We start from the raw sequence: 18,821 nt of genomic DNA, 5'->3' as shown, positions 1-18,821 counted from the left end.
TTACTCCATTCGATCGATCACTTGACGGCCCCGGCCATCAGGCCGCGGATGTAGAAGCGCTGCAAAGCCAGGAACAGGATCAGGCACGGCACCATCATCACGGTGACGCCCGCCTGCACCGCGCCCCAGTCGATGGCGCCGAAGCGGCCGGACTGGAGTGCGGTCATCATCACCGGCAGCGTGAACTTGGACTGGTCGGTCATCAGCACCAAAGCGGCGAGGAACTCGTTCCAGGCGCCGAGAAAGGCGAACAGCGCGATGGTGACGACGCCCGGCCAGACCAGCGGCAGCATCACCTTCAACAGCATGGTGGCGTTTCCGGCGCCGTCCATGCGCGCGGCCTCCTCGATCTCGCGCGGCACCGCGTCGAAGGCGTTGCGCATCATGAAGATCGAGAACGGCAGTTGCAGCGTCACATAGACGCCGACCAGCCCGGTCAGCGTGTTGTGCAGGCCGAGCTTGGTGAGCACCAGGAAGATCGGCGTCAGGATCGACTGGAACGGGATCATGATCGTCGACAGGATGAGGACGAAGAACAGGTCCTTGAGCGGAAATCGGAAGCGCGAGAAACCATAGCCGGCGAGCACGGAGACGACGACCGAGACCAGCACCGTCATAACGGAGACGTAGATGCTGTTCTGCGCCGAGACCCACAGCCCGTCGCCGAACGTGTTGAGCGTGGCGTAGTTCTCCAGCGAGAAACCCGTCGTCGGCCAGGGCGGTAGCGGTGGCTGGCGCGCCTCCTGCGCCGGCTTGAAAGCCGACAGCGCGGTCCACACGATCGGCGCCACGAACAGCACCGAGGCGATGATGCCGGTGGAGTGCCTGACGACGCTGGCGGCGAGCTTGCCTTGAGCGGACATTGCCTGCGCCATCAGTCGACGCCCTCGGGCTTCCTCAGCAGCCAGAGCTGCACGAGGCTGAGCGCCACCAGGATCACCAGCAGCACCATGGAGAGCGCCGCGCCATAGCCGAGCTTGAACGACACGAAGGACTGGTTGAAAATCCAGTACACCGCCGTCAGCGTCTGGTTGCGCGGGCCGCCGCGCAGGATGATGTAGAACTGGTCGAAGGCGAGGACCGAGCCGGCCACCGACAGGATCAGCGCCAGCGCCAGCGTGCGGCGCATCAGCGGCAAGGTGATGGCCCGGAACCTCGCGAACGGGCCGGCGCCGTCGATGACGGCGGCCTCCTGCAAATCCTGCGGGATCGATTGCAGGCCGGTCATCAGGATGATCATGGTGAAGCCGGCGACCTTCCACACCACCATGGCGATGATCGACCAGAAGGCCGGCTGGAAGGTGGCCAGAAGATTGAATTTCCTGTCGATCAGGCCGAGGTTGTAGGCGGCCGGGCTGAACAGGCCGGAATCGACGTTGAGCAGCCATGACCAGAGCAGGCTCGCCGAGGCGAAACCGACCACCGCCGGCATGAAGAAGGCGGTGCGGTATAGATTGGTGAACGGGCGCGGCCGCTCGATGAAGATGGCCAGCGGGAAGGCGACGGCGAAGATCGCGATGGTGACGATCACAGTGTAGTAGCCGGTGAATTTCAGCGCATTCCAGAACCTGGTGTCGCGCAGGATCGCGACGTAATTGTCGAGGCCGATGAAGGAGTGCCCGCCCATCAGGGGCCAGTTGTGCAGCGACATCCACGCCGTCATGCCGAGCGGGATGACGAAGAACACCATGACCAGCGCCACGGCCGGCGCGACGTAGATGAGACCGATCCATTGCCGGCGACCGGCACCGACGAGTTTTCGGGCGCGGGGCGGGGCGGTGGTTGCTGTGATGGTGGTCATGGCTGGCCCGCTTTTCCTTCTCCCCTTGTGGGGTGAGCGGCCGGTTCGCCGGAGGCGAATTCATCGTGCCAGTGGCACGATGAAAGGCCGGCGAACACCGGGAGGCTGCGAAGCAGCGGGGACCCGGCAGAGTGGATCGGCCACCACCCGGCCCTTCGCAGGCTCAGGGCGTTCGAAGCTCGAAAAGCCAAGCAGTTGGCTTTTCGTCCCCTGCGCGGACTGCTTCTCACCCCACAAGGGGAGAAGGGGAGGCGAAGTGCGCTAGGTCCCAAGCTGTCGATGCTAGTGAGTCTTCTCAACGCGATAGCCCTGTATCTGAACCAAACAATATCCAGCCACCCGCTCAGGGAGACGGCCGGCCGGCAGGCAGGCGCCTATTTCTGCGGCGCCTGGTCTATGATCGACTGCATGGTCTCCTGCGCATTGGCGATGGCGCCGTCGACGTCGTCGCCGAAGAACACCTCGTTGACCATCTGCGTCCACGGGCCGTTGGCGGAGTTGATCAGGTCGTTGAAGACCACCGAATAGGGCGTCTTGCCCTTGGCCATGGCCTCGGCTGCGACCTGGTAGCGCGGGTCGAGGTCCTTCAGCGCGTCCTTGGCGATGTCGCCGCGCACCGGCAGGCTGCCATATTTGGCCAGGATCGTCTGGCCTTCCAGCGAATAAGCGAAGTCGAGGAACTCCTTCACCACATCGATCTTCTTGGTGCCCTTGGTAACGACGAAATTATCGCCGCCGGCAAAGGACGACCAGCCGCCATCCTTGCCCGGCAGGAAGGTGATGCCGTAGTCGATATCGGGATACTGGGTGTTGAGCGCGCCGATAGCGAAGGCACCCGACGGCGAGATGCCGATGTTGCCGCCGGCGAAGGCGGCGAAGAAATTGGCGCCGGTGTCGGTCTGGGCGCCTTCCGGCACCAGGCCCTTCTTGACCATCGAGCGGTAGAGATCGATGGCGCCACGCAGCTGCGGGCTGTCCAGCGTCGCCTTGGAGCCGTCCTGTGAGAGGATATCGCCGCCCGAGGCCCAGACCAGCGGCGTGAAGGTGAAGATGTTGCAGCCGCCGCAATTGCCGGAGAAGTAGAAGCCCTTGATGTTGCCGCCGAGCGCGTTGACTTTTTCGGCGTCGGCTTCGATCTCGGCCCAATTGGCCGGGCCCTTTTCGGGGTCGAGGCCGGCCTGCTTGAACAGCTTCTTGTTCCAGATCAGCACCGAGGCGTCGGCGGAGAAGGGCAGGCCGTAGATGCGGTCCTTGTACGTGCCGGTCTTCACATGAGCCGGCGACAGGCTGGCGAAATAGGGGAGCGACTTGGCCCAGTCGGTGATGTCCTCCAACTGGCCGGCGGCAGCAAAGGAGGGCGTGTAGATCAGGTCGAGCGACAGCGCGTCGGGCGCCGTGCCGCCGGCGGCGGCAGCACCGTATTTCGGAATGATCTCGGCGTTGGGGATGATGTCGAGCTTGATCTGGTTGGTGTGGCCCTTGTTGTAGGCATCGACGATGCGCGGCATGAAGTTCGAGCCGTCGGCGCGCACCCAGATGTTGGCGGTCTCGGCGGCGGCAAATTGCAGCCCGCAGCCGAGTACGGCGGCCGTCAAGGCCAGCCTGGCAATCAAAGTCCTCATATTCTCCTCCTCCACGTTTTGGCCGCGATGCGCGGCTTGCCGCCGATTGCGGCGTTTGGTTCTTCAGCCGTCCGGCAGGCGGCCGCAGGACTGACGCACCACCAGCCGGCACGGCAGTTTCCGGATGCCTGGCGCGGCGGGCTTGCCGCCGACCAGGGAAAGCAAGGTCAGCCCCGCTTCGCGGCCGAGCGCAGCCAGGTTCATGTCGACCGAGGTCAGCGGCGGGCGCGTCGCTTCGGCCACGATCTCCCAATTGTCGAAACCGATGACGCCGACATCGCCGGGCACGTCGAGACCGCGCTCGCGCAAGGCATCGATGACGCCGCGCGCGATCTGGTCGTTGCCGCAGAAGACGGCGTCCGGCCTTTCGCTTGCGCCGTCGGCCGCGCCGTCGAACAGCCTCGCCACGGCTTCGTGTCCCCAGGCCTCCGACCACGAGCCGAGCAGCGGCTCGGTGACCGACAGGCCGTTCTCGGTCAGAACATCGCGATAGGCCTGCGCCCTGGCGTGCACCACGGCAAAGCTCGCCGGTCCCGAGACATGGGCGATGCGCCTGCGGCCGAGCCGACAGAAATGCTCCACTGCCAGCCGCGCGCCGCCAGCGTCGTCGGAGACGAAGGCGACGGCGTCGGGATCGGGCTGGGTGAAGGCATAGATCACCGGAATGCGCAGATTGGACAGGTCGACCGGCAGATGACGGTCGATGCGCTTGCCGGTGGCGATGATGCCGTCGACGCGCTTGTCGAGCATGGCCTCGACATGGAGCTGGCCGAGACGCGGATCCTCCTCGACATTGCACAGGAACACCGAGACGCCGGCGTCGACCAGCGCGTCGGAAATGCCCGACATCAGCGGCAGCGAGAAGCGGCCATAGGTATCGTTGGTGAGCAGGCCGACGGTGAAGGAGCGTCGCCGCAGCAGGCTCTGCGCCAGGCTGTTGGGCCGGAAGCCGAGGCGCTGCGCGGTCTCGCGAATGCGCTCGCGGGTCTCGGCGGTCATGCGGCCCTGGTCGTTGAGCGCCTTCGAGGCGGTGGCGACGCTGACGCCAGCCTCGGCCGCCACGTCACGCAAGGTGACGGGCTTGGGAAAGGCTGGCTGATCGTCCAATGCCATTGCGGCGAAAATCCCGATTGGGAAAAGGTTTTCTCTTACAGGCCGGAATGACCCGGCCAAATGGCCGAGCCCGCTCGGAAATGTTTGGAAAAACCTTTTCTCAACCCAAGCTAGGCCAGATACAGAGGCTGTTCAAGAGGAAAAGTGGCTGGTCCTCCGGTGGTGCGAAGTGGCCGCCGGAGGGCGGGCTCACGGGCTCGGCGCCCGGCGAGTTCATCAGGCGAATTCCTGATCGGCAGCCGTCAGTGCTGCCCACGGCGCGAGCCGGCCAAAGCAGCAATCGGCGACATGTCTACAAACGACTCTTCGGTCTTAACGCTTGCGCAAATATTATCGGTTAGTTCGCTAGTCATGGCCTCGTGGCGGAGCGGCTACGCTGGAGACGGCAAATCTCTGAAGCCTCGGTTCGATCCCGAGGCGAGGCCTCCAAAAAATCATATGACGTAGAGCCTGCGTCGGACCATCAAGGGCGATGGGTCTTGCCAGCTTGCATTTGCGGCCTGGGCCGGACAGGTCCTCGTCTTCGTTGTGACGCTGACGCGCCGGCAAGAAGACTGCTACCCAGCCGACTTGCGCGCTTTCAGCATCTGACGATCGGGGTCACGTGGCATGCGGCCGGCGTTAAAGCAGCCTATTTGCATTTGGCATGCAGGGCACTCGCCAAAAGAGTGCTATGGAAGGGCAAGAGCTTGCCCGCTCCGACTTTCCCCGACATTCGAGGCCATTTTCGTGCGTGAACCGTCGCTGTTGCCCGTCTTTGGAAAATTTGGCGCCAAGGGACCCCGTGTCGTCGCGGTGGAACCGGTCCCGTCGGCAGGTATCGCCCCGCGGCTGCGGGACGCTCTGGCCGCCCATGGCGGCATGGTGCTGAAGCTGTCGGTCGTCGCCTGGACGATATCGGTCCTGGGCATGGTCTTCTTCATGTTGCAGGGCTGAGGCAAATGGCCAACCGCTACGCACTGCGCATGGACTTGCCCCAAAGCTGGGCCATCATCGACGTCTTCACCGGCCAGCCCGTCGTCGTCAGGCAAAGGGCGATGGTCGGCATGAGCCCGCGCGACGCCAACGCCATGGTCGATCAGATGAATGTCCGGGACGTCAAGCGCCGGGAGAAGGCGGAGCGTAAATCCTGATCCAGCGCCGTCCGCCTGTCGTCTCAGCGGAAGTCGTCGGCCGTCAGCACATACATGCTCTTGCGCGTGCGGTCATAGGCCTTTGACGCTACATCGCGGATAACACTGCTCTCGGTGTCGAAGGTGGCGAGATACCCGGCTTCATTGGCTGCCGTCGCCGGCTGCATCCTCGTCATGGCATCGGCGGCGACCGAGAAGGAAATCTGGAACATGCCGTCATAGCCGACGAAACGGATGCGCTTGCCGGCCTCGTCGTAGCTGCGGCTGCGGTTGGGGAAGGTCAGGCTCATGATTTTGCCTCCGTCGTTTTCTTCACCGCGCGTTTCTTCTTCGGCGTCGGGTTCAGGGCCTCGGCCACGCGGTCGGCTTCTTCCTTGGCCAGCCGCAATTGCCTCAGCCTTGCCGTCTTGATCTCCCTGGCCCTCGCTTCGGACATATATTCGGCTGTTGCCTTGTTGCGCTCCGCCGTCTTCTTCTGCTTGTCGACAAAGCGCGCTTCAGCTTTTTCCATGATCGTCTGGTTGCCGTCGGCCATCGAGGAAATCTCCCTTGCGTCTGAAATCGTGAAAATGAACTTGTCCGATAAATAGGTACTCTGCCGGGAAAATTCAAATTTTTGAAATATTTGGTCGTTTTTCCGACCCAATGAAACCGGGCGCCGAAATAATACTATGGTTATTCAATATCCGCTCGGAATAAATTTTGGCACTCCTATCTATCGAGTGCCAAAGAGCCTATAGAAGGGGGCGGCCGCCTATGCCGGCCCCAGAAAGAAGTTCTCATGAAATTTCGGCCACTCCACGACCGCGTCGTCATCCGGCGCGCCGAAGGCGATATCAAATCCAAGGGCGGCATCATCATTCCCGACAATGCCAAGGAAAAGCCGCAGGAAGGCGAAGTGATCGCGGTTGGTCCCGGCGCCCGCGACGAAAACGGCGCACTTGTTCCGCTCGACGTCAAGGCCGGCGACTTGATCCTGTTCGGCAAATGGTCGGGCACGGAGGTCAAGATCGACGGCGAGGATCTTCTGATCATGAAGGAAGCCGACATCATGGGCGTTATCGAAAAGAGCATCGAAGCCAAGAAGGCCGCCTGAAGCGCCGCGCCTCTGCGCGGTGACGGCTCCACTCCAAATGCGAACTGGATAAAATCATGTCTGCCAAGGAAATCAAATTCTCCACCGATGCGCGCGACCGTATGCTGCGCGGCGTCGAGATCCTCACCAATGCGGTCAAGGTCACGCTCGGCCCCAAGGGCCGCAACGTCATCATCGACAAGGCCTATGGCGCGCCGCGCATCACCAAGGACGGCGTCACCGTCGCCAAGGAAATCGAGCTTGCCGACAAGTTCGAGAACATGGGCGCGCAGATGGTGCGCGAAGTGGCCTCGAAGACCAACGACCTCGCCGGCGACGGCACCACCACTGCCACGGTGCTGGCCGCCTCGATCCTGCGCGAAGGCGCCAAGCTGGTGGCCGCCGGCATGAACCCGATGGACCTCAAGCGCGGCATCGACCAGGCCGTCGCGGCCGTCGTCGTGGAAATCAAGGCGAAGGCCAAGAAGGTCAAATCGTCGGCCGAGATCGCGCAGGTCGGCACAATCGCCGCCAATGGCGATGCCAGCGTCGGCGAGATGATCGCCAAGGCGATGGACAAGGTCGGAAATGACGGCGTCATCACCGTCGAGGAAGCCAAGACCGCGAACACCGAACTCGACGTCGTCGAAGGCATGCAGTTCGACCGCGGCTATCTCTCGCCTTATTTCGTCACCAATGCCGACAAGATGCGCGCGGAGCTGGAAGACCCCTATATTCTCATCCACGAGAAGAAGCTCGGCAATCTGCAGGCAATGCTGCCGATCCTCGAAGCGGTGGTGCAGAGCGGCAGGCCGCTGCTGATCATCTCCGAGGACGTCGAAGGCGAGGCTCTGGCGACGCTGGTCGTCAACAAGCTGCGCGGCGGCCTCAAGGTCGCGGCCGTCAAGGCGCCGGGCTTCGGCGACCGCCGCAAGGCGATGCTGGAAGACATCGCGGTGCTCACATCCGGCCAGATGATCTCCGAGGATCTCGGCATCAAGCTGGAGAACGTCACCATCGAGATGCTCGGTCGCGCCAAGCGCGTGCTGATCGAAAAGGACACCACCACGATCATCGACGGCGCCGGCACCAAGGCGACCATCCAGGCGCGCGTCGCCCAGATCAAGGGCCAGATCGAGGAAACCACCTCCGACTATGACAAGGAGAAGCTGCAGGAGCGGCTGGCCAAGCTCTCCGGCGGCGTTGCCGTCATCCGCGTCGGCGGCGCCACCGAGTCGGAAGTCAAGGAAAAGAAGGATCGCATCGACGACGCGCTGAACGCCACGCGCGCGGCGGTCGAGGAAGGCATCGTGCCAGGCGGCGGCGTGGCTCTGCTGCGTGCCAGGACGGCGCTTGCCGGCCTGGGCGGCGCCAACGCCGATGTCACCGCCGGCATCTCGATCGTGCTCAGGGCACTCGAAGCGCCGCTCCGCCAGATCGCCGAGAATTCGGGCGTTGAAGGCTCTGTTGTCGTCGGCAAGCTCTCCGACAGCAAGGACCACAACCAGGGTTTCGATGCCCAGAACGAGGCGTATGTCGACATGATCAAGGCGGGCATCGTCGATCCGGCGAAAGTGGTGCGCACCGCGTTGCAAGATGCCGGCTCGATCGCCGCGCTTTTGATCACCGCCGAAGCGATGATCTCGGACATTCCGGCCAAGGATGCCGCGCCTGCGGGCAGCGGTGGCGGCATGGGCGGCTACTAGGATTCGACCGGCTCGCGAAGATGGTTTCATAAAAGCCGTCTTTCAGGCCTGATCCGTATCTCGCCGAACCGGCCTTTGCCGCAGGCGAGACGACTATCGCCGGGGGATTCTCCCCCGGCGCGCAGGCCTCTGGCCCAGGAGATCGATCCATGATCGTGTTCGTGCAGAAGCCACAGACGGTCGTCACGACCGAAACGACAGAGGAAAGCCGCTTCGACCGCATCCGCAGGATTGCCGCCGACAAGCACAAGAAATCCGAGCCCGATCCGGCAACGCCACAAAAGGGCGAACCCAAGCGTCCGATGTAATAGCGGCGCCGCCGCCGCTACATTCCGCTCAACCTCAGCACCACATCGCGCGTCAGCGGCGCAAGTTCGACGGAATTGGTCGAGCCGGGCTCCAGCCAGATGATCTCCTCGATCTCGGCGGCGGCTATCGGCTGGCCGTCGATGGAGAGCGCGAACAATTCCGCCTCGACCGTGCTGTCCGGCTCGTTGGCGGCCGTGGCCGAGAACAGGCCGAGCCAGGAGGTGGTGGCGGGGTCGATCACCAATCCGAGTTCCTCGCGCAGTTCGCGCATCAGGGTGTCGAGCGGGGCCTCGCGCGGCTCGATCTTGCCGCCGGGCTGCATGAAGGCGCTGGTGCCGCGCTTGCGCACCAAAAGCAGCCGGCCCGACGCATCCGCGATGACGCCGGCAGCGATCCTGATCTTGCGGCTTTCGTGGCGGGTAGGATTCACGGTAGACTGTTCCGGTGGTCGTTTGGTGCAGAGCGCCTGCGGAAAACGGAACCGCGATTCTCAGTTCGGAGACAAGCCATGTTCGCAGCCAAGGCCATCGACACTTCGGACAAGGCCGCGTTCTACCGCGATCTTGCCGCGCAACTGAAGGCGCTGCTCGAGGGCGAGGGCGACTCGATCGCCAATGCCGCCAACACCGCGGCGCTGATCTTCCAGATGGTGCCCGATCTCAACTGGGCGGGCTTCTATTTCCTGGCCTCGGACGAGGAATTGGTGCTGGGTCCGTTCCAGGGCAAGCCGGCCTGCGTGCGCATCGCCGTAGGCAAGGGCGTATGCGGCACGGCGGTCGACCTCGGCACCTCGATGCTTATCAAGGACGTGCACGATTTCCCCGGCCACATCGCCTGCGACGCCGATTCGCGTTCGGAACTGGTCGTGCTTCTCGAAGACGATGAAGGCGTCTTCGGCGTGCTCGATCTCGACAGCCCGCTGCCCGGCCGCTTCGACAAGGCGGACCAGGCCGGCATCGAAACGCTGGCCGCGATCTATGTCGCGGCCAGTTCGTTCGAGGATTAGGCGCTTTCCTGCCGGACAGAAGGGGGCGCCGTAGAGCGCTACCTTTGGGGCCTAGGCCAACTTCACCAGCATCAGACTGAAGCCGCCGATGAATAGGAAGGCGGAGAAGGCGAGCGCCAGCGGGCGCAGGCCGCGCGAGCGCAGCTGCGAGATATCGGCCTGCAGGCCCATGGCGGCCAGCCCCATGGTCAGCATGATGGTGGTGGCGAGCGCCATCGCCGATTTCACTTCGGCGGGTATCGTGACAAGGCTGTTCAGAGCCACGACGGCGACGAAGGCGGCGACGAACCATGGCATGGGCGGGCGCGCCGCCTGCTGGTCGCTGCTGCTCTTGCGGCGCGCCATCAGGCCCAGCGCGATGACCATCGGCGCCAGCATGGCGACGCGGGTGAGCTTGGCGACGGTGGCGATCTCGCCCGATTGGGTGCCGTTCTGGAAGCCGGCGCCGATGACCTGCGCCACCTCATGGATCGAGGCGCCCGCCCACAGGCCGAAAGCATGCTGGTCGAGGCCGAGCAGCGGCGCCAGCAGCGGGAAGCCGAGCATGGCGACGGTGCCGAACAAGGTGATCGAGGCGACGGCGTAGGTGACGTCCTCGTCGCGCGCGTCGGTGACGATGTTGGTGGCCACGATTGCCGAGGCACCGCAGATCGAGGTGCCGGCGGCGATCAGCTGCGCCAGTTTCGCGTCGACGCCGATCAGCCGGCCGAGCGTGATGGTGAAGACGAAGGTGGCGCCAAGGGTGGCTGCCACGATGCCGACACCGCCGGCGCCGATCGACACCACCTGGCCGAGCGTCAGCTGGAAACCGAGCAGCACTATGGCGAAGCGCAGCAGCCGGCGCTGCGAAAACGCGATGCCGGCCTTGGCGTGCCCCGGCGTGCCGAGCACGTTGGAGTAGATCATGCCGGCGACGACGGCTATTATCATCGGGCTGAACAGGGCAAAGCCGGAGACGTTGCGAGCCGAGAAGGCCACCGCAGTGATCATCGCGACCAATATCATACCGGGCACGGGTCCGGCCTTGGTCGAGTCGAGCGCCTTGCGGCGCTGCGCGGGTTCGGCGGAAATCAGGCTTTTTGGAATGTCGTTCGCAATGTGGGATAAGGAAGACAACGTCATGCTCCAGGCGACTTCGCCCGGGGAATGCCATTCCCCGACTAATCTTTCCAATGAATTATTTTCGTTAGAATGATCGATTTTCCAGGACGGTTTTCCGGCTTACGTGACCAAAATGCGGTCGTCGGCCAAGGGCCGATACGGCATGCCTCTAATCAGGGTTGGTGAGGCAGCGCGGTAAAGAGGCTGGGGCACCGCCAGAAGGTGGCTTGGCGTTGGCTTGACGGGCCACTCATGCTGCGCCAGCTTGGCGCCATGTTCGTTCTTCCCCGCGCCAATGTCATGCGACGCCGAACCTGTACACTGCGAGGCGGCATGATTGCGCGACGACGAGGAGTGGCCCGTTAATTCCGGTTCGTTCTTCCCAGCCCCGCCCGCGAAACCGCCGGCGGGCTTTTCATGTCTGGAGCCTCTCAATGAGCATCAATCCTTCCATCCAGTTCCGGCAGGCCGGGCCGGCGGACGCCGCAGCCATCCGGGACATCGTGCGCTTGGCCTATGCCAAATGGGTGCCGCTGATCGGCCGCGAACCGCTGCCCATGCGTGCCGCCTATGACATAGCCGTTGCCGAGCATGAGTTCGACCTTGCGACCGAGCAGGGCGAAATCGTCGGCGTGATCGAAACCATGCCGGCCGACGATCATGTCTGGATCGAGAATGTCTGCGTGGCGCCGCATGCGCAGGGAAGGGGGATCGGCCGGCTGTTGCTGGAGCGGGCTGAACGCAAGGCGGCCGAAGCGGGCCGCAACGAACTTCGCCTGCTGACCAATGGCGCCTTCGCGGCCAATGTGTCGCTTTACAAGAGGCACGGCTATAGGATCGACCGGGAGGAGCCGTTCATGAACGGTACGACTGTTTATATGAGCAAGAGGCTCGCTGGATAGACCGCAATCGGAATTCGACAATGGCTGCCAAAATCAGGCTGAAGCAACTGCCCGGGCTGTACGCGATTTCGCGGCTCGAGCCTGGAGCGAGCATTCCCGGTTGGGCGGACGGGCCAGGCTTCGTCAGCATCACCAGAACCGAGGATGAACTTTCGATCGTCTGTCTGCAGGATCGCGTTCCAGATGCCGTCAAGCGGGATGACGAGTGGGTCGCCTTCAAGCTCCAAGGGCCTTTCGCTTTCGATGAAACCGGCATCGTGTTGTCGGTCATCAGGCCGCTGTCGGAAAACGAGCTGGGCATTTTCGTGGTTTCGACTTTCGACGGCGATCACCTGCTGGTGAAAGCCGCCGATCGGGTCGCGGCGACACGGCTTCTAGGCGAAGCCGGGCATACTCTGCTGTAATTCGTTCTGCTCCAGCTATCGCCCGCCCGGCTGGTTCAACCGCTCGCGGCTCGCTCACCAGTTCGGAGTTGCGTTTGACAGTGCCGGTCGCGCATCGTTATTTCTAGCCAGATATCACGCCGGACGGCTGTGCGGCGCCCCTCAGGAGAAATCATGTCACACAATCTGCAGTTCTACATCGATGGCGCGTGGGTCGATCCTGTCGTGCCCAACACGATCGATGTCATCGATCCGTCGAACGAAGATGCCTTCGCGCAGATTTCGCTGGGCTCCAGGGCCGACGTCGACAAGGCGGTGGCCGCCGCGAAGCGCGCCTTCGGCACATTCGGCTTCACCTCGGTCGAGGAACGGCTCGACATCCTCAACCGCGTCATCGAGGTCTACAAGAAGCGCAGCCCGGACCTGGCGCTCGCCGTGTCGCGCGAGATGGGCGCGCCGCGCCGGATGGCGCTCGACAGCCAGGTCGGCATCGGGCTCGCGCATCTGGCCAAGATGGCGGAAGTGCTGAAGAGCTTCCAGTTCCGGCAGGTCAAGGGCTCCTCGCTGATCGTCAAGGAGCCGATCGGCATCGTCGGCCTGATCACGCCATGGAACTGGCCGCTGAACCAGATCACCTGCAAGGTGGGTCCGGCACTCGCCGCCGGTTGCACCATGGTGCTGAAGCCGTCCGAGATCGCGCCGCTCGACGCCATCATCTTCGCCGAGATACTCGATGAGGCCGGCGTGCCGAAGGGTGTGTTCAACCTCGTCAATGGCGACGGCCCCGGCGTCGGCCAGGCGCTGTCCAGCCATCCCGACATCGACATGATGTCGTTCACCGGCTCCACCCGGGCCGGCATATTGGTGGCCAAGGCCGCCGCCGACACGGTCAAGCGCGTGCACCAGGAACTTGGCGGCAAGTCGGCCAACATCCTGTTCCCGGATGTCGACCTCGCCACCGCCGTGACCAAGGGCGTCGCCGGCTGCTTCAGCAACAGCGGCCAGTCCTGCAACGCGCCAACGCGCATGTTCGTGCCGCGCGACCGTCATGACGAGGCAGCTTCCTACGCCAAGGCGGCGGCGGAAAAGTTCGTGGTCGGTCCGGCCGACGCTCCCGGCACCAAGCTCGGCCCTGTCGTCAGCCAGGCCCAGTTCGACAAGATCCAGGACATGATCCAGAGCGGCATCGACGAGGGCGCCACGCTGGTCGCGGGCGGCCCCGGCCGTCCGGCCGAACTCAACCGCGGCTACTATGTCAGGCCGACCGTGTTCGCCGACGTCACCCACGACATGCGCATCGCGCGCGAGGAGATTTTCGGGCCGGTGCTGGCCATCATGCCCTACGACACGGTCGAGCAGGCGGTCGAGCAGGCCAACGATACCGTCTACGGCCTTGCCTCCTATATCCAGGCCAAGGATATCCAGAAGGCGCGCGACGTCGCAGCGCGCATGCGCTCCGGCAACGTCTACATCAACTATCCCCAATGGGACGCCGGCCTGCCCTTCGGCGGCTACAAACAATCCGGCAACGGCCGCGAATACGCTGAATACGGATTGGAGGATTTTCTGGAGATCAAGGGCATCGGCGGGTATGAGGCGGCGGAATAGGCGGACAAGAGCCGCCCACACAGAACGTGGGTTCCTCGCCCCCGCAAAGCGGGGAGAGGAACCCTGGTTCTATTATGCCGCGCCACCTTTTAGGTGGCCGGTCTGGTCCTGTTTCCTTGCCAATTGGCAAATACATGCTATATGTCTGCCAATAGCGGGAGCAGAGAATGCAGCTTCAGTCCATCGTCACCACGCCGGCCGCGGTCGGCAGCGCCATCTCGGATGAAGAGGCGGGCGCCCTGGCGCGCACCACGGTCAATCTGTTCAAGGCGTGGGGCCTCACCGACCTCGAGGCCTGCATCCTGCTCGGCGGCATGTCGGCGCGCACCTGGGCGCGCTGGAAGGAAGGCGGCATCGGTCGGATCGACCGCGACCTGCGCACCCGCATGGCGCATCTGATGGGCATCCACAAGGGTTTGCGCTATCTCTTCACCGAGCCGGCGCGCGGCTATGCCTGGATCCGCAAGCCCAATGCCACGTTCGGCGGCCAATCGGCGCTCGACCTGATGCTGCGCGGCGAAATCTCCGACCTTGCCGCGATGCGTGAATGGCTCGACGCGGAGCGTGGTGCATGGTGAGTGGGCTCGCGGTCCGGCGCCGCGTCCACTGGCCCCAGACCTTCCGCATCATCCGCTCCATCCATCCGCCTATCGACCTCTTCGAGGACATTGCCGACCCGCGCGATTGGGAAGCGCTGGCCGCCGTCGAGGAGAAGACCAATCCACGCATCCGGCTGGAACTCGGCGACCTCGGCAAGGTTCCTGCCGAAAGGCGGGTGTCCGGACCCGGCGCAAGTTTCGTGATGGCGCCCTTCGTGCATTGCTCGACCTTGCGGCCCGGGCGGTTTTCCGATGGCAGCTACGGCATCTACTATGCCGGCGACAGCGAGGAGGTGGCGCTGGCCGAAACCATCCACCACCACCAGAATTTTATGCGCGCCACCAAGGAGGAGCCGGGCTGGACCGCGGATTTCCGCGTGCTGATCGGCAGCGTCGATCGCGACCTCGATGACGTCAACGCGGTGCCCGGCGCGCTCGACCCGGACGACTACACCGCCTCGCAGGCCGAAGGCCGCGCCTTGCGCGCGGCCGGCAGCGACGGGCTGGTGTGGAGCAGCGTGCGCATGCCGAGCGGGCAGTGCATCGGCATCTTCTGGCCGGATGCAATAACTGTTCCCGTCCAGGGGAGGCACTACAGCTACCACTGGGACGGCCGCCACGTGGATTTCGTGCGCCAGCACGATACGGGCAAGGTGCTGGCGGTCACTTGAGGCGGCGGCGCCGGTCAGTGCCGCAGGATCTTGCTCAGGAAGGCGCGGCTGCGATCGGTCCTGGGGTGCGAGAAGAACTCGTCGGGCGTGCCGCTTTCGACGATGGCGCCGGCATCCATGAACACCACGCGCTGGGCGACCTTGCGGGCAAAGCCCATCTCATGCGTCACCACCATCATGGTCATGCCTTCCTCGGCAACCGCGACCATGACGTCGAGCACTTCCGAAATCATCTCGGGGTCGAGGGCGGAGGTCGGCTCGTCGAACAGCATGATCTTGGGGCGCATGCCGAGGCAGCGGGCGATCGCCACACGCTGTTGCTGGCCGCCTGAAAGCTGCGCAGGATAGGCGTTGACCTTGTCGGCAAGCCCGACCTTGGCCAGCAGTTCGCGGCCGGCCTGCTCGGCCTCGGCGCGCGGGATCTTGCGGACATGGATCGGCGCCAGCGTGACGTTTTCGAGCGCGGTCTTGTGCGGGTAGAGGTTGAAGGACTGGAAGACGAAGCCGATCTCGGTGCGCAGCTTCGTCATGTTGGTGGCGGGGTCGCCGAGCCGCTGGCCGTCGACGACAAGGTCGCCGTCCTTGATCGTCTCCAGCCCGTTGATGCAGCGGATAAGCGTGCTCTTGCCCGACCCGCTCGGGCCGCAGACGACGACCACTTCGCGCGGCTCGACGCTGAGCGTGATGTCCCTCAGCACGTTGAGCGGGCCGAACCATTTGTTGACGCCGCGAAAATCGATCATGCCCGTTTTGGTCATGTGGTCAGAACCTTTGGGTTCGATGTCATATCTGCACCTCGCCATGGGCGGCACCCATGCGCCGTTCGAGCCGGCGGGCGAGCATGATCAGCGGATAGCAGACGATGAAATAGCCGACGCCGACGAGGAAGAACACCAGCAGGCCGTTCGGCACGCGCTGCACCACCAGCCAGCCGACGCGGGTGAGGTCGGTCAGGCCGATCGCCGACACGACCGAAGAATCCTTGATCAGCAGCACATATTGCCCGACCAGCGGCGGCAGCACGATGCGCATCGCCTGGGGCAGCACCACCTGGCGCATGCGCTGCCAGCGCGACAGGCCGGACGCCAGTGCCGCCTCGACCTGGCCCGTCGGAACCGAACGAATGCCGGCGGCGACGATCTCGCAGATGAAGCAGGCGGCGAGGTTGGTCAGCGCGATGATGCCGGCGGTGAAGGCGTCGAGCTCGATGCCCAGCTCCGGCAAGATGAAGAAGATCAGGAATATCTGCACCAGGAACGGGGTGCCCCGGATGAGGTCTACCCAGGCACCGATCACGCCGGAGATCAACCGGTTGCCGCCGGTCCGCAAGATGCCCAGGCCGAAGCCGAGCAGGGTGCCCAGCACCAGGCTGATCAGCGACAGCACCACGGTCATGCCGAGGCCGCGCAGCGCCAGCGGATAGCTGCCCGCAAGGCTTTGCAACTGCTGCCAGATCATATGCGCGCTCCCGCCGAGCCGAGCCAGCGGCCGGAGAGAACCGCCAGCCCTTTGAGGCCGTAATAGAGCATGAGGTAGAAGGCGGCGATGGTGAGAAATCCTTCCGCCGGCATGAAACGGTCGGAGGCGAGCAACTGGCCGGCGCGCGTCAGCTCGGCAACCGAGATCAGCGACAGGAGCGCCGAATCCTTGACCAGCACGATCGCTTGTCCCAGCAGCGGCGGGATCGTCACCTTGAACGCCTGCGGCAAGACCACCAGGCGCATGCGCTGGACATAGGTCATGCCCGAAGCAACACTGGCCTCAACCTGGCCGCGCGGGATCGACAGGATGCCGGCGCGAATGATTTCAGCGACATAGGCGCCGCTGTTCAGTGACAACGCGAGGATGCCGACGACGAGTTCGGGCAGCACGAAACCGAGGCGCGGCAGGCCGAAATAGAGAAAATAGAGCTGCGCCAGCAAGGGCGTGGCGCGTACGGCGTCGATATAGGCCTTGGCCGGCACCCGAAACAGCCAGCCGCGCTGCAGGTTCATCGCGCACAGCAGGATGCCGACCGCGAGCGCGCCGAAAAAGGACAGCGCCGACAGCCACACGGTCGTGACCAGGCCCTGCCCGAACAGGGGCAGGTATTCGACGATGGTGCGGAAGCTGAAATTCTCGAGCATGGGCGTGAATGGTGGGTAGGGAATAGTGAGTAGTGAGTAGTGAGTAGGCAGGCGGATCCGGAATTCCCTATCCACTACTCACTAATTCGCTACTCACTAATCCCTAATTCCTAATCAGTGATCTTTCTTCCAGTCTTCCGAATTGACCCAGTAGTCGAGGTTCTTCTGCAGGCGGCCGTCGATGGTGACCTGGTTGAGGAACAGGTTCATCCAGATCAGGAGATCCGGCTCGTCATAGCGGGTGGCGAAGGCAAGCGGCTCCTTCGAGAGGAGGTCCGGCATGATTGTGAAGGTCCCGGCCGGATAGGCCGTCGACTGGCCCTTGACCGCCGAGACGTCGTTGACGCCGCAATCGGCCTGGCCGTTGTTGACGGCGTCGAGCAGCAGCGGACCGCCGCCCTTGTAGCTCTTGATGTCGGCATCGGGGAAGGCTGCCTTGGCTTCCTTCTCGCCGGTGGCGCCGAGCAGCACGGCGATCTTGGTGCCCTTGGCCTTGCAGTCGTCGGCGGTCTTGAACTTGCCGTCGGCCTTGGTGAAGACGGTGCTGCCCGTATACATGTAAGGCGTGGTGAAGGCGACCTTCATGCCGCGTGCCAGCGTCGGCGTCATGTCGGCGACCAGAAGGTCGGCCTTGCCCGAAAGCAGCGCCGGGATCAGGCCGTCCCAGTCGAAGTCGAGGAAGGTGATCTTGACGCCCATTTCCTTGGCCATCAGTTCGGCCAGTTCCACGGAACTGCCGGTGCGTTCGCCATTGGCGCCGACCAGCGAGAAGGGCGGTCCCTGCGTCTGCACGGCGACACGCAGTTCGCCGCGCTTGGTGATGTCGTCGAGCGATCCGGCGCTGGCGGCGGCGGTGAGACCGGCCAGTGCGAGGCCGGCGATGAAAAGCTTGGCAATCTTCATTGGTTTCATTGGGCATTCCTCCTTTTGTCGTCTTGTTGTCTACCCTACAGGGTGCTTTTTGAGCGGCGGCGCCTTTGCCAGCGGCGGCCACCGTTCGAAAATCCGTCTCCTCAGTGCCGGGCCGCCGTTTCGGCGACCGCGATGCCGCGCCTGGGCAACGCGCCGAAGAAAGGCGCGTCCGGCACATGCAGCAGCGGGTTGAGCAGGCCGAGGCCCCCGAGAACCGCTATCCTCATGCCGGCTCCTTGCGAATGCTGTCGTCGGACCAGCAGCCTTCCGGCAGGCTGACCCATTTGTTGCAGGACGCCATGACGACGAAGGTCTCGCTGCGCACGACCTCGCCCGGCTCGCCGGCGCCCGGGATCAACTCGCTGGTGACGCGGTAGAGATCGGCGACGTCGCCGGCCACCGTCACGTCGACGATGATGTCGAAGCGCCCGGTGACGACCGAGGCCGAGTTGACGAAGGGCAGTTCGGAAATGCGCTGCGCCAGCTCGCGGGCGCGGCCGCGCCCTTGCGCGTTGATGCCGACGATGGCCGAGATCAGTTCGGGCCGCTCCGTCAGGTTCAGGAGCCCGACGATCTTGAGCAGGTTGCGGTCGAGCAGGTTGCGCAGCCGCGTGCGCACCGTCGGCACCGAGATCGCCAGAATCTCGGCAAGGCGGTTGATGCCCGGCTGCGCGTCCTGCGACAGCTGTTTGACCAGCCGCCGATCGGTCAGATCGAGATGTTCCCGCAAGTCCCCCGTCTTTCATAAAACGAA

General features: G+C 64.0%; 25 protein-coding genes. 11 read left to right on the top strand and 14 right to left on the bottom strand.

Going from position 1 to position 18,821, the window contains the following annotated elements; all coding sequences use genetic code 11:
• Positions 1-17 precede the first annotated feature (17 nt).
• The 4 genes from FJ867_RS16735 to FJ867_RS16720 all read right to left on the bottom strand — a co-directional run bounded on the left by FJ867_RS16735 (position 18) and on the right by FJ867_RS16720 (position 4,536).
• Positions 18-875, bottom strand: a complete 858-nt coding sequence (locus FJ867_RS16735; protein WP_140663568.1) for a carbohydrate ABC transporter permease — start codon at positions 873-875, stop codon at positions 18-20.
• Positions 875-1,801, bottom strand: a complete 927-nt coding sequence (locus tag FJ867_RS16730) for a sugar ABC transporter permease (protein WP_140817965.1) — start codon at positions 1,799-1,801, stop codon at positions 875-877. Before FJ867_RS16730 ends, FJ867_RS16735 begins: the two co-directional genes overlap by 1 nt.
• 374 nt (positions 1,802-2,175) lie before the next feature.
• A complete protein-coding gene (locus FJ867_RS16725) occupies positions 2,176-3,423 on the bottom strand; it encodes a sugar ABC transporter substrate-binding protein (protein ID WP_140582616.1) in 1,248 nt (415 codons plus the stop codon).
• 63 nt (positions 3,424-3,486) lie between these two features.
• Positions 3,487-4,536 (bottom strand): LacI family DNA-binding transcriptional regulator, encoded by a 1,050-nt coding sequence (locus tag FJ867_RS16720; RefSeq protein ID WP_140565487.1) that lies wholly within the window; start codon positions 4,534-4,536, stop codon positions 3,487-3,489.
• Positions 4,537-5,265: 729 nt separating this feature from the next.
• Here FJ867_RS16720 and FJ867_RS16715 point away from each other — a divergent pair.
• Entirely contained in the window at positions 5,266-5,472 is a 207-nt protein-coding gene (locus tag FJ867_RS16715) for a hypothetical protein (protein ID WP_140685639.1), read from the top strand.
• Between the two features lie 5 nt (positions 5,473-5,477).
• Positions 5,478-5,669, top strand: a complete 192-nt coding sequence (locus FJ867_RS16710) for a hypothetical protein (protein ID WP_140521391.1) — start codon at positions 5,478-5,480, stop codon at positions 5,667-5,669.
• A 23-nt stretch (positions 5,670-5,692) separates the two neighbouring features.
• Here FJ867_RS16710 and FJ867_RS16705 read toward each other — a convergent pair whose 3' ends face one another.
• The gene (locus tag FJ867_RS16705) at positions 5,693-5,959 is read right to left on the bottom strand and encodes a DUF1488 domain-containing protein (RefSeq protein WP_140499190.1); all 267 of its coding nucleotides are present in this window, start codon (positions 5,957-5,959) and stop codon (positions 5,693-5,695) included.
• Positions 5,956-6,204, bottom strand: coding sequence for a hypothetical protein (locus FJ867_RS16700; protein ID WP_140499188.1), 249 nt, complete (start codon positions 6,202-6,204; stop codon positions 5,956-5,958). Before FJ867_RS16700 ends, FJ867_RS16705 begins: the two co-directional genes overlap by 4 nt.
• 246 nt (positions 6,205-6,450) lie before the next feature.
• On the opposite strand from FJ867_RS16700, the gene FJ867_RS16695 reads away from it, so the two are divergent.
• From FJ867_RS16695 to FJ867_RS28780, 3 genes are all read left to right on the top strand, one after another.
• Positions 6,451-6,765, top strand: a complete 315-nt coding sequence (locus tag FJ867_RS16695; protein WP_140499186.1) for a co-chaperone GroES — start codon at positions 6,451-6,453, stop codon at positions 6,763-6,765.
• A 56-nt stretch (positions 6,766-6,821) separates the two neighbouring features.
• Positions 6,822-8,450 (top strand): chaperonin GroEL, encoded by a 1,629-nt coding sequence (gene groL, locus FJ867_RS16690; RefSeq protein WP_140516244.1) that lies wholly within the window; start codon positions 6,822-6,824, stop codon positions 8,448-8,450.
• Positions 8,451-8,599: 149 nt separating this feature from the next.
• Complete coding sequence (locus FJ867_RS28780) at positions 8,600-8,758, top strand: hypothetical protein (protein ID WP_181167670.1); 159 nt, start codon at positions 8,600-8,602, stop codon at positions 8,756-8,758.
• Between the two features lie 17 nt (positions 8,759-8,775).
• Here FJ867_RS28780 and FJ867_RS16685 read toward each other — a convergent pair whose 3' ends face one another.
• Complete coding sequence (locus tag FJ867_RS16685) at positions 8,776-9,189, bottom strand: NUDIX domain-containing protein (RefSeq protein WP_140559861.1); 414 nt, start codon at positions 9,187-9,189, stop codon at positions 8,776-8,778.
• A gap of 78 nt (positions 9,190-9,267) precedes the next feature.
• Here FJ867_RS16685 and FJ867_RS16680 point away from each other — a divergent pair, with 78 nt between their 5' ends.
• Positions 9,268-9,765, top strand: coding sequence for a GAF domain-containing protein (locus tag FJ867_RS16680; RefSeq protein WP_140516241.1), 498 nt, complete (start codon positions 9,268-9,270; stop codon positions 9,763-9,765).
• A gap of 51 nt (positions 9,766-9,816) precedes the next feature.
• On the opposite strand, the gene FJ867_RS16675 is transcribed toward FJ867_RS16680, so the two are convergent.
• The gene (locus FJ867_RS16675) at positions 9,817-10,881 is read right to left on the bottom strand and encodes a YeiH family protein (protein WP_140559860.1); all 1,065 of its coding nucleotides are present in this window, start codon (positions 10,879-10,881) and stop codon (positions 9,817-9,819) included.
• Between the two features lie 419 nt (positions 10,882-11,300).
• On the opposite strand from FJ867_RS16675, the gene FJ867_RS16670 reads away from it, so the two are divergent.
• From FJ867_RS16670 to FJ867_RS16650, 5 genes are all read left to right on the top strand, one after another.
• Positions 11,301-11,768 (top strand): GNAT family N-acetyltransferase, encoded by a 468-nt coding sequence (locus tag FJ867_RS16670; RefSeq protein WP_140817963.1) that lies wholly within the window; start codon positions 11,301-11,303, stop codon positions 11,766-11,768.
• 20 nt (positions 11,769-11,788) lie between these two features.
• Positions 11,789-12,172, top strand: a complete 384-nt coding sequence (locus FJ867_RS16665; protein WP_140582600.1) for an ACT domain-containing protein — start codon at positions 11,789-11,791, stop codon at positions 12,170-12,172.
• 153 nt (positions 12,173-12,325) lie between these two features.
• The gene (locus FJ867_RS16660) at positions 12,326-13,759 is read left to right on the top strand and encodes an aldehyde dehydrogenase family protein (protein WP_140817961.1); all 1,434 of its coding nucleotides are present in this window, start codon (positions 12,326-12,328) and stop codon (positions 13,757-13,759) included.
• 167 nt (positions 13,760-13,926) lie between these two features.
• Positions 13,927-14,337 (top strand): MbcA/ParS/Xre antitoxin family protein, encoded by a 411-nt coding sequence (locus FJ867_RS16655; RefSeq protein WP_140499170.1) that lies wholly within the window; start codon positions 13,927-13,929, stop codon positions 14,335-14,337.
• A complete protein-coding gene (locus FJ867_RS16650; RefSeq protein ID WP_140663588.1) occupies positions 14,331-15,029 on the top strand; it encodes an RES family NAD+ phosphorylase in 699 nt (232 codons plus the stop codon). Before FJ867_RS16655 ends, FJ867_RS16650 begins: the two co-directional genes overlap by 7 nt.
• A gap of 14 nt (positions 15,030-15,043) precedes the next feature.
• Here the strand turns inward: FJ867_RS16650 and FJ867_RS16645 are convergent, their stop codons facing one another.
• The 6 genes from FJ867_RS16645 to FJ867_RS16625 all read right to left on the bottom strand — a co-directional run bounded on the left by FJ867_RS16645 (position 15,044) and on the right by FJ867_RS16625 (position 18,797).
• Entirely contained in the window at positions 15,044-15,787 is a 744-nt protein-coding gene (locus FJ867_RS16645; protein ID WP_140499166.1) for an amino acid ABC transporter ATP-binding protein, read from the bottom strand.
• Positions 15,788-15,812: 25 nt separating this feature from the next.
• A complete protein-coding gene (locus FJ867_RS16640; protein ID WP_140630521.1) occupies positions 15,813-16,487 on the bottom strand; it encodes an amino acid ABC transporter permease in 675 nt (224 codons plus the stop codon).
• Entirely contained in the window at positions 16,484-17,155 is a 672-nt protein-coding gene (locus tag FJ867_RS16635; protein WP_140499162.1) for an amino acid ABC transporter permease, read from the bottom strand. Before FJ867_RS16635 ends, FJ867_RS16640 begins: the two co-directional genes overlap by 4 nt.
• 114 nt (positions 17,156-17,269) lie before the next feature.
• Positions 17,270-18,058 carry an ABC transporter substrate-binding protein gene (locus FJ867_RS16630; RefSeq protein ID WP_140623470.1) on the bottom strand — a complete coding sequence of 263 codons (789 nt, stop codon included), beginning with the start codon at positions 18,056-18,058 and terminating at the stop codon, positions 17,270-17,272.
• 110 nt (positions 18,059-18,168) lie between these two features.
• Positions 18,169-18,294 (bottom strand): hypothetical protein, encoded by a 126-nt coding sequence (locus FJ867_RS29315; protein ID WP_263483102.1) that lies wholly within the window; start codon positions 18,292-18,294, stop codon positions 18,169-18,171.
• On the bottom strand, positions 18,291-18,797 hold the full coding sequence (locus FJ867_RS16625; protein WP_140499160.1) for an Lrp/AsnC family transcriptional regulator: 507 nt from the start codon (positions 18,795-18,797) through the stop codon (positions 18,291-18,293). The genes FJ867_RS29315 and FJ867_RS16625 overlap by 4 nt, the downstream gene beginning before the upstream one ends.
• Positions 18,798-18,821: the final 24 nt, after the last annotated feature.

It is taken from the genome of Mesorhizobium sp. B2-5-3, assembly GCF_006441005.1.
In the GTDB taxonomy this organism is placed as follows: Bacteria; Pseudomonadota; Alphaproteobacteria; order Rhizobiales; family Rhizobiaceae; genus Mesorhizobium.
Note: the sequence above shows the minus strand (reverse complement) of the source record. Positions and strands in the feature narration are given on the sequence as shown.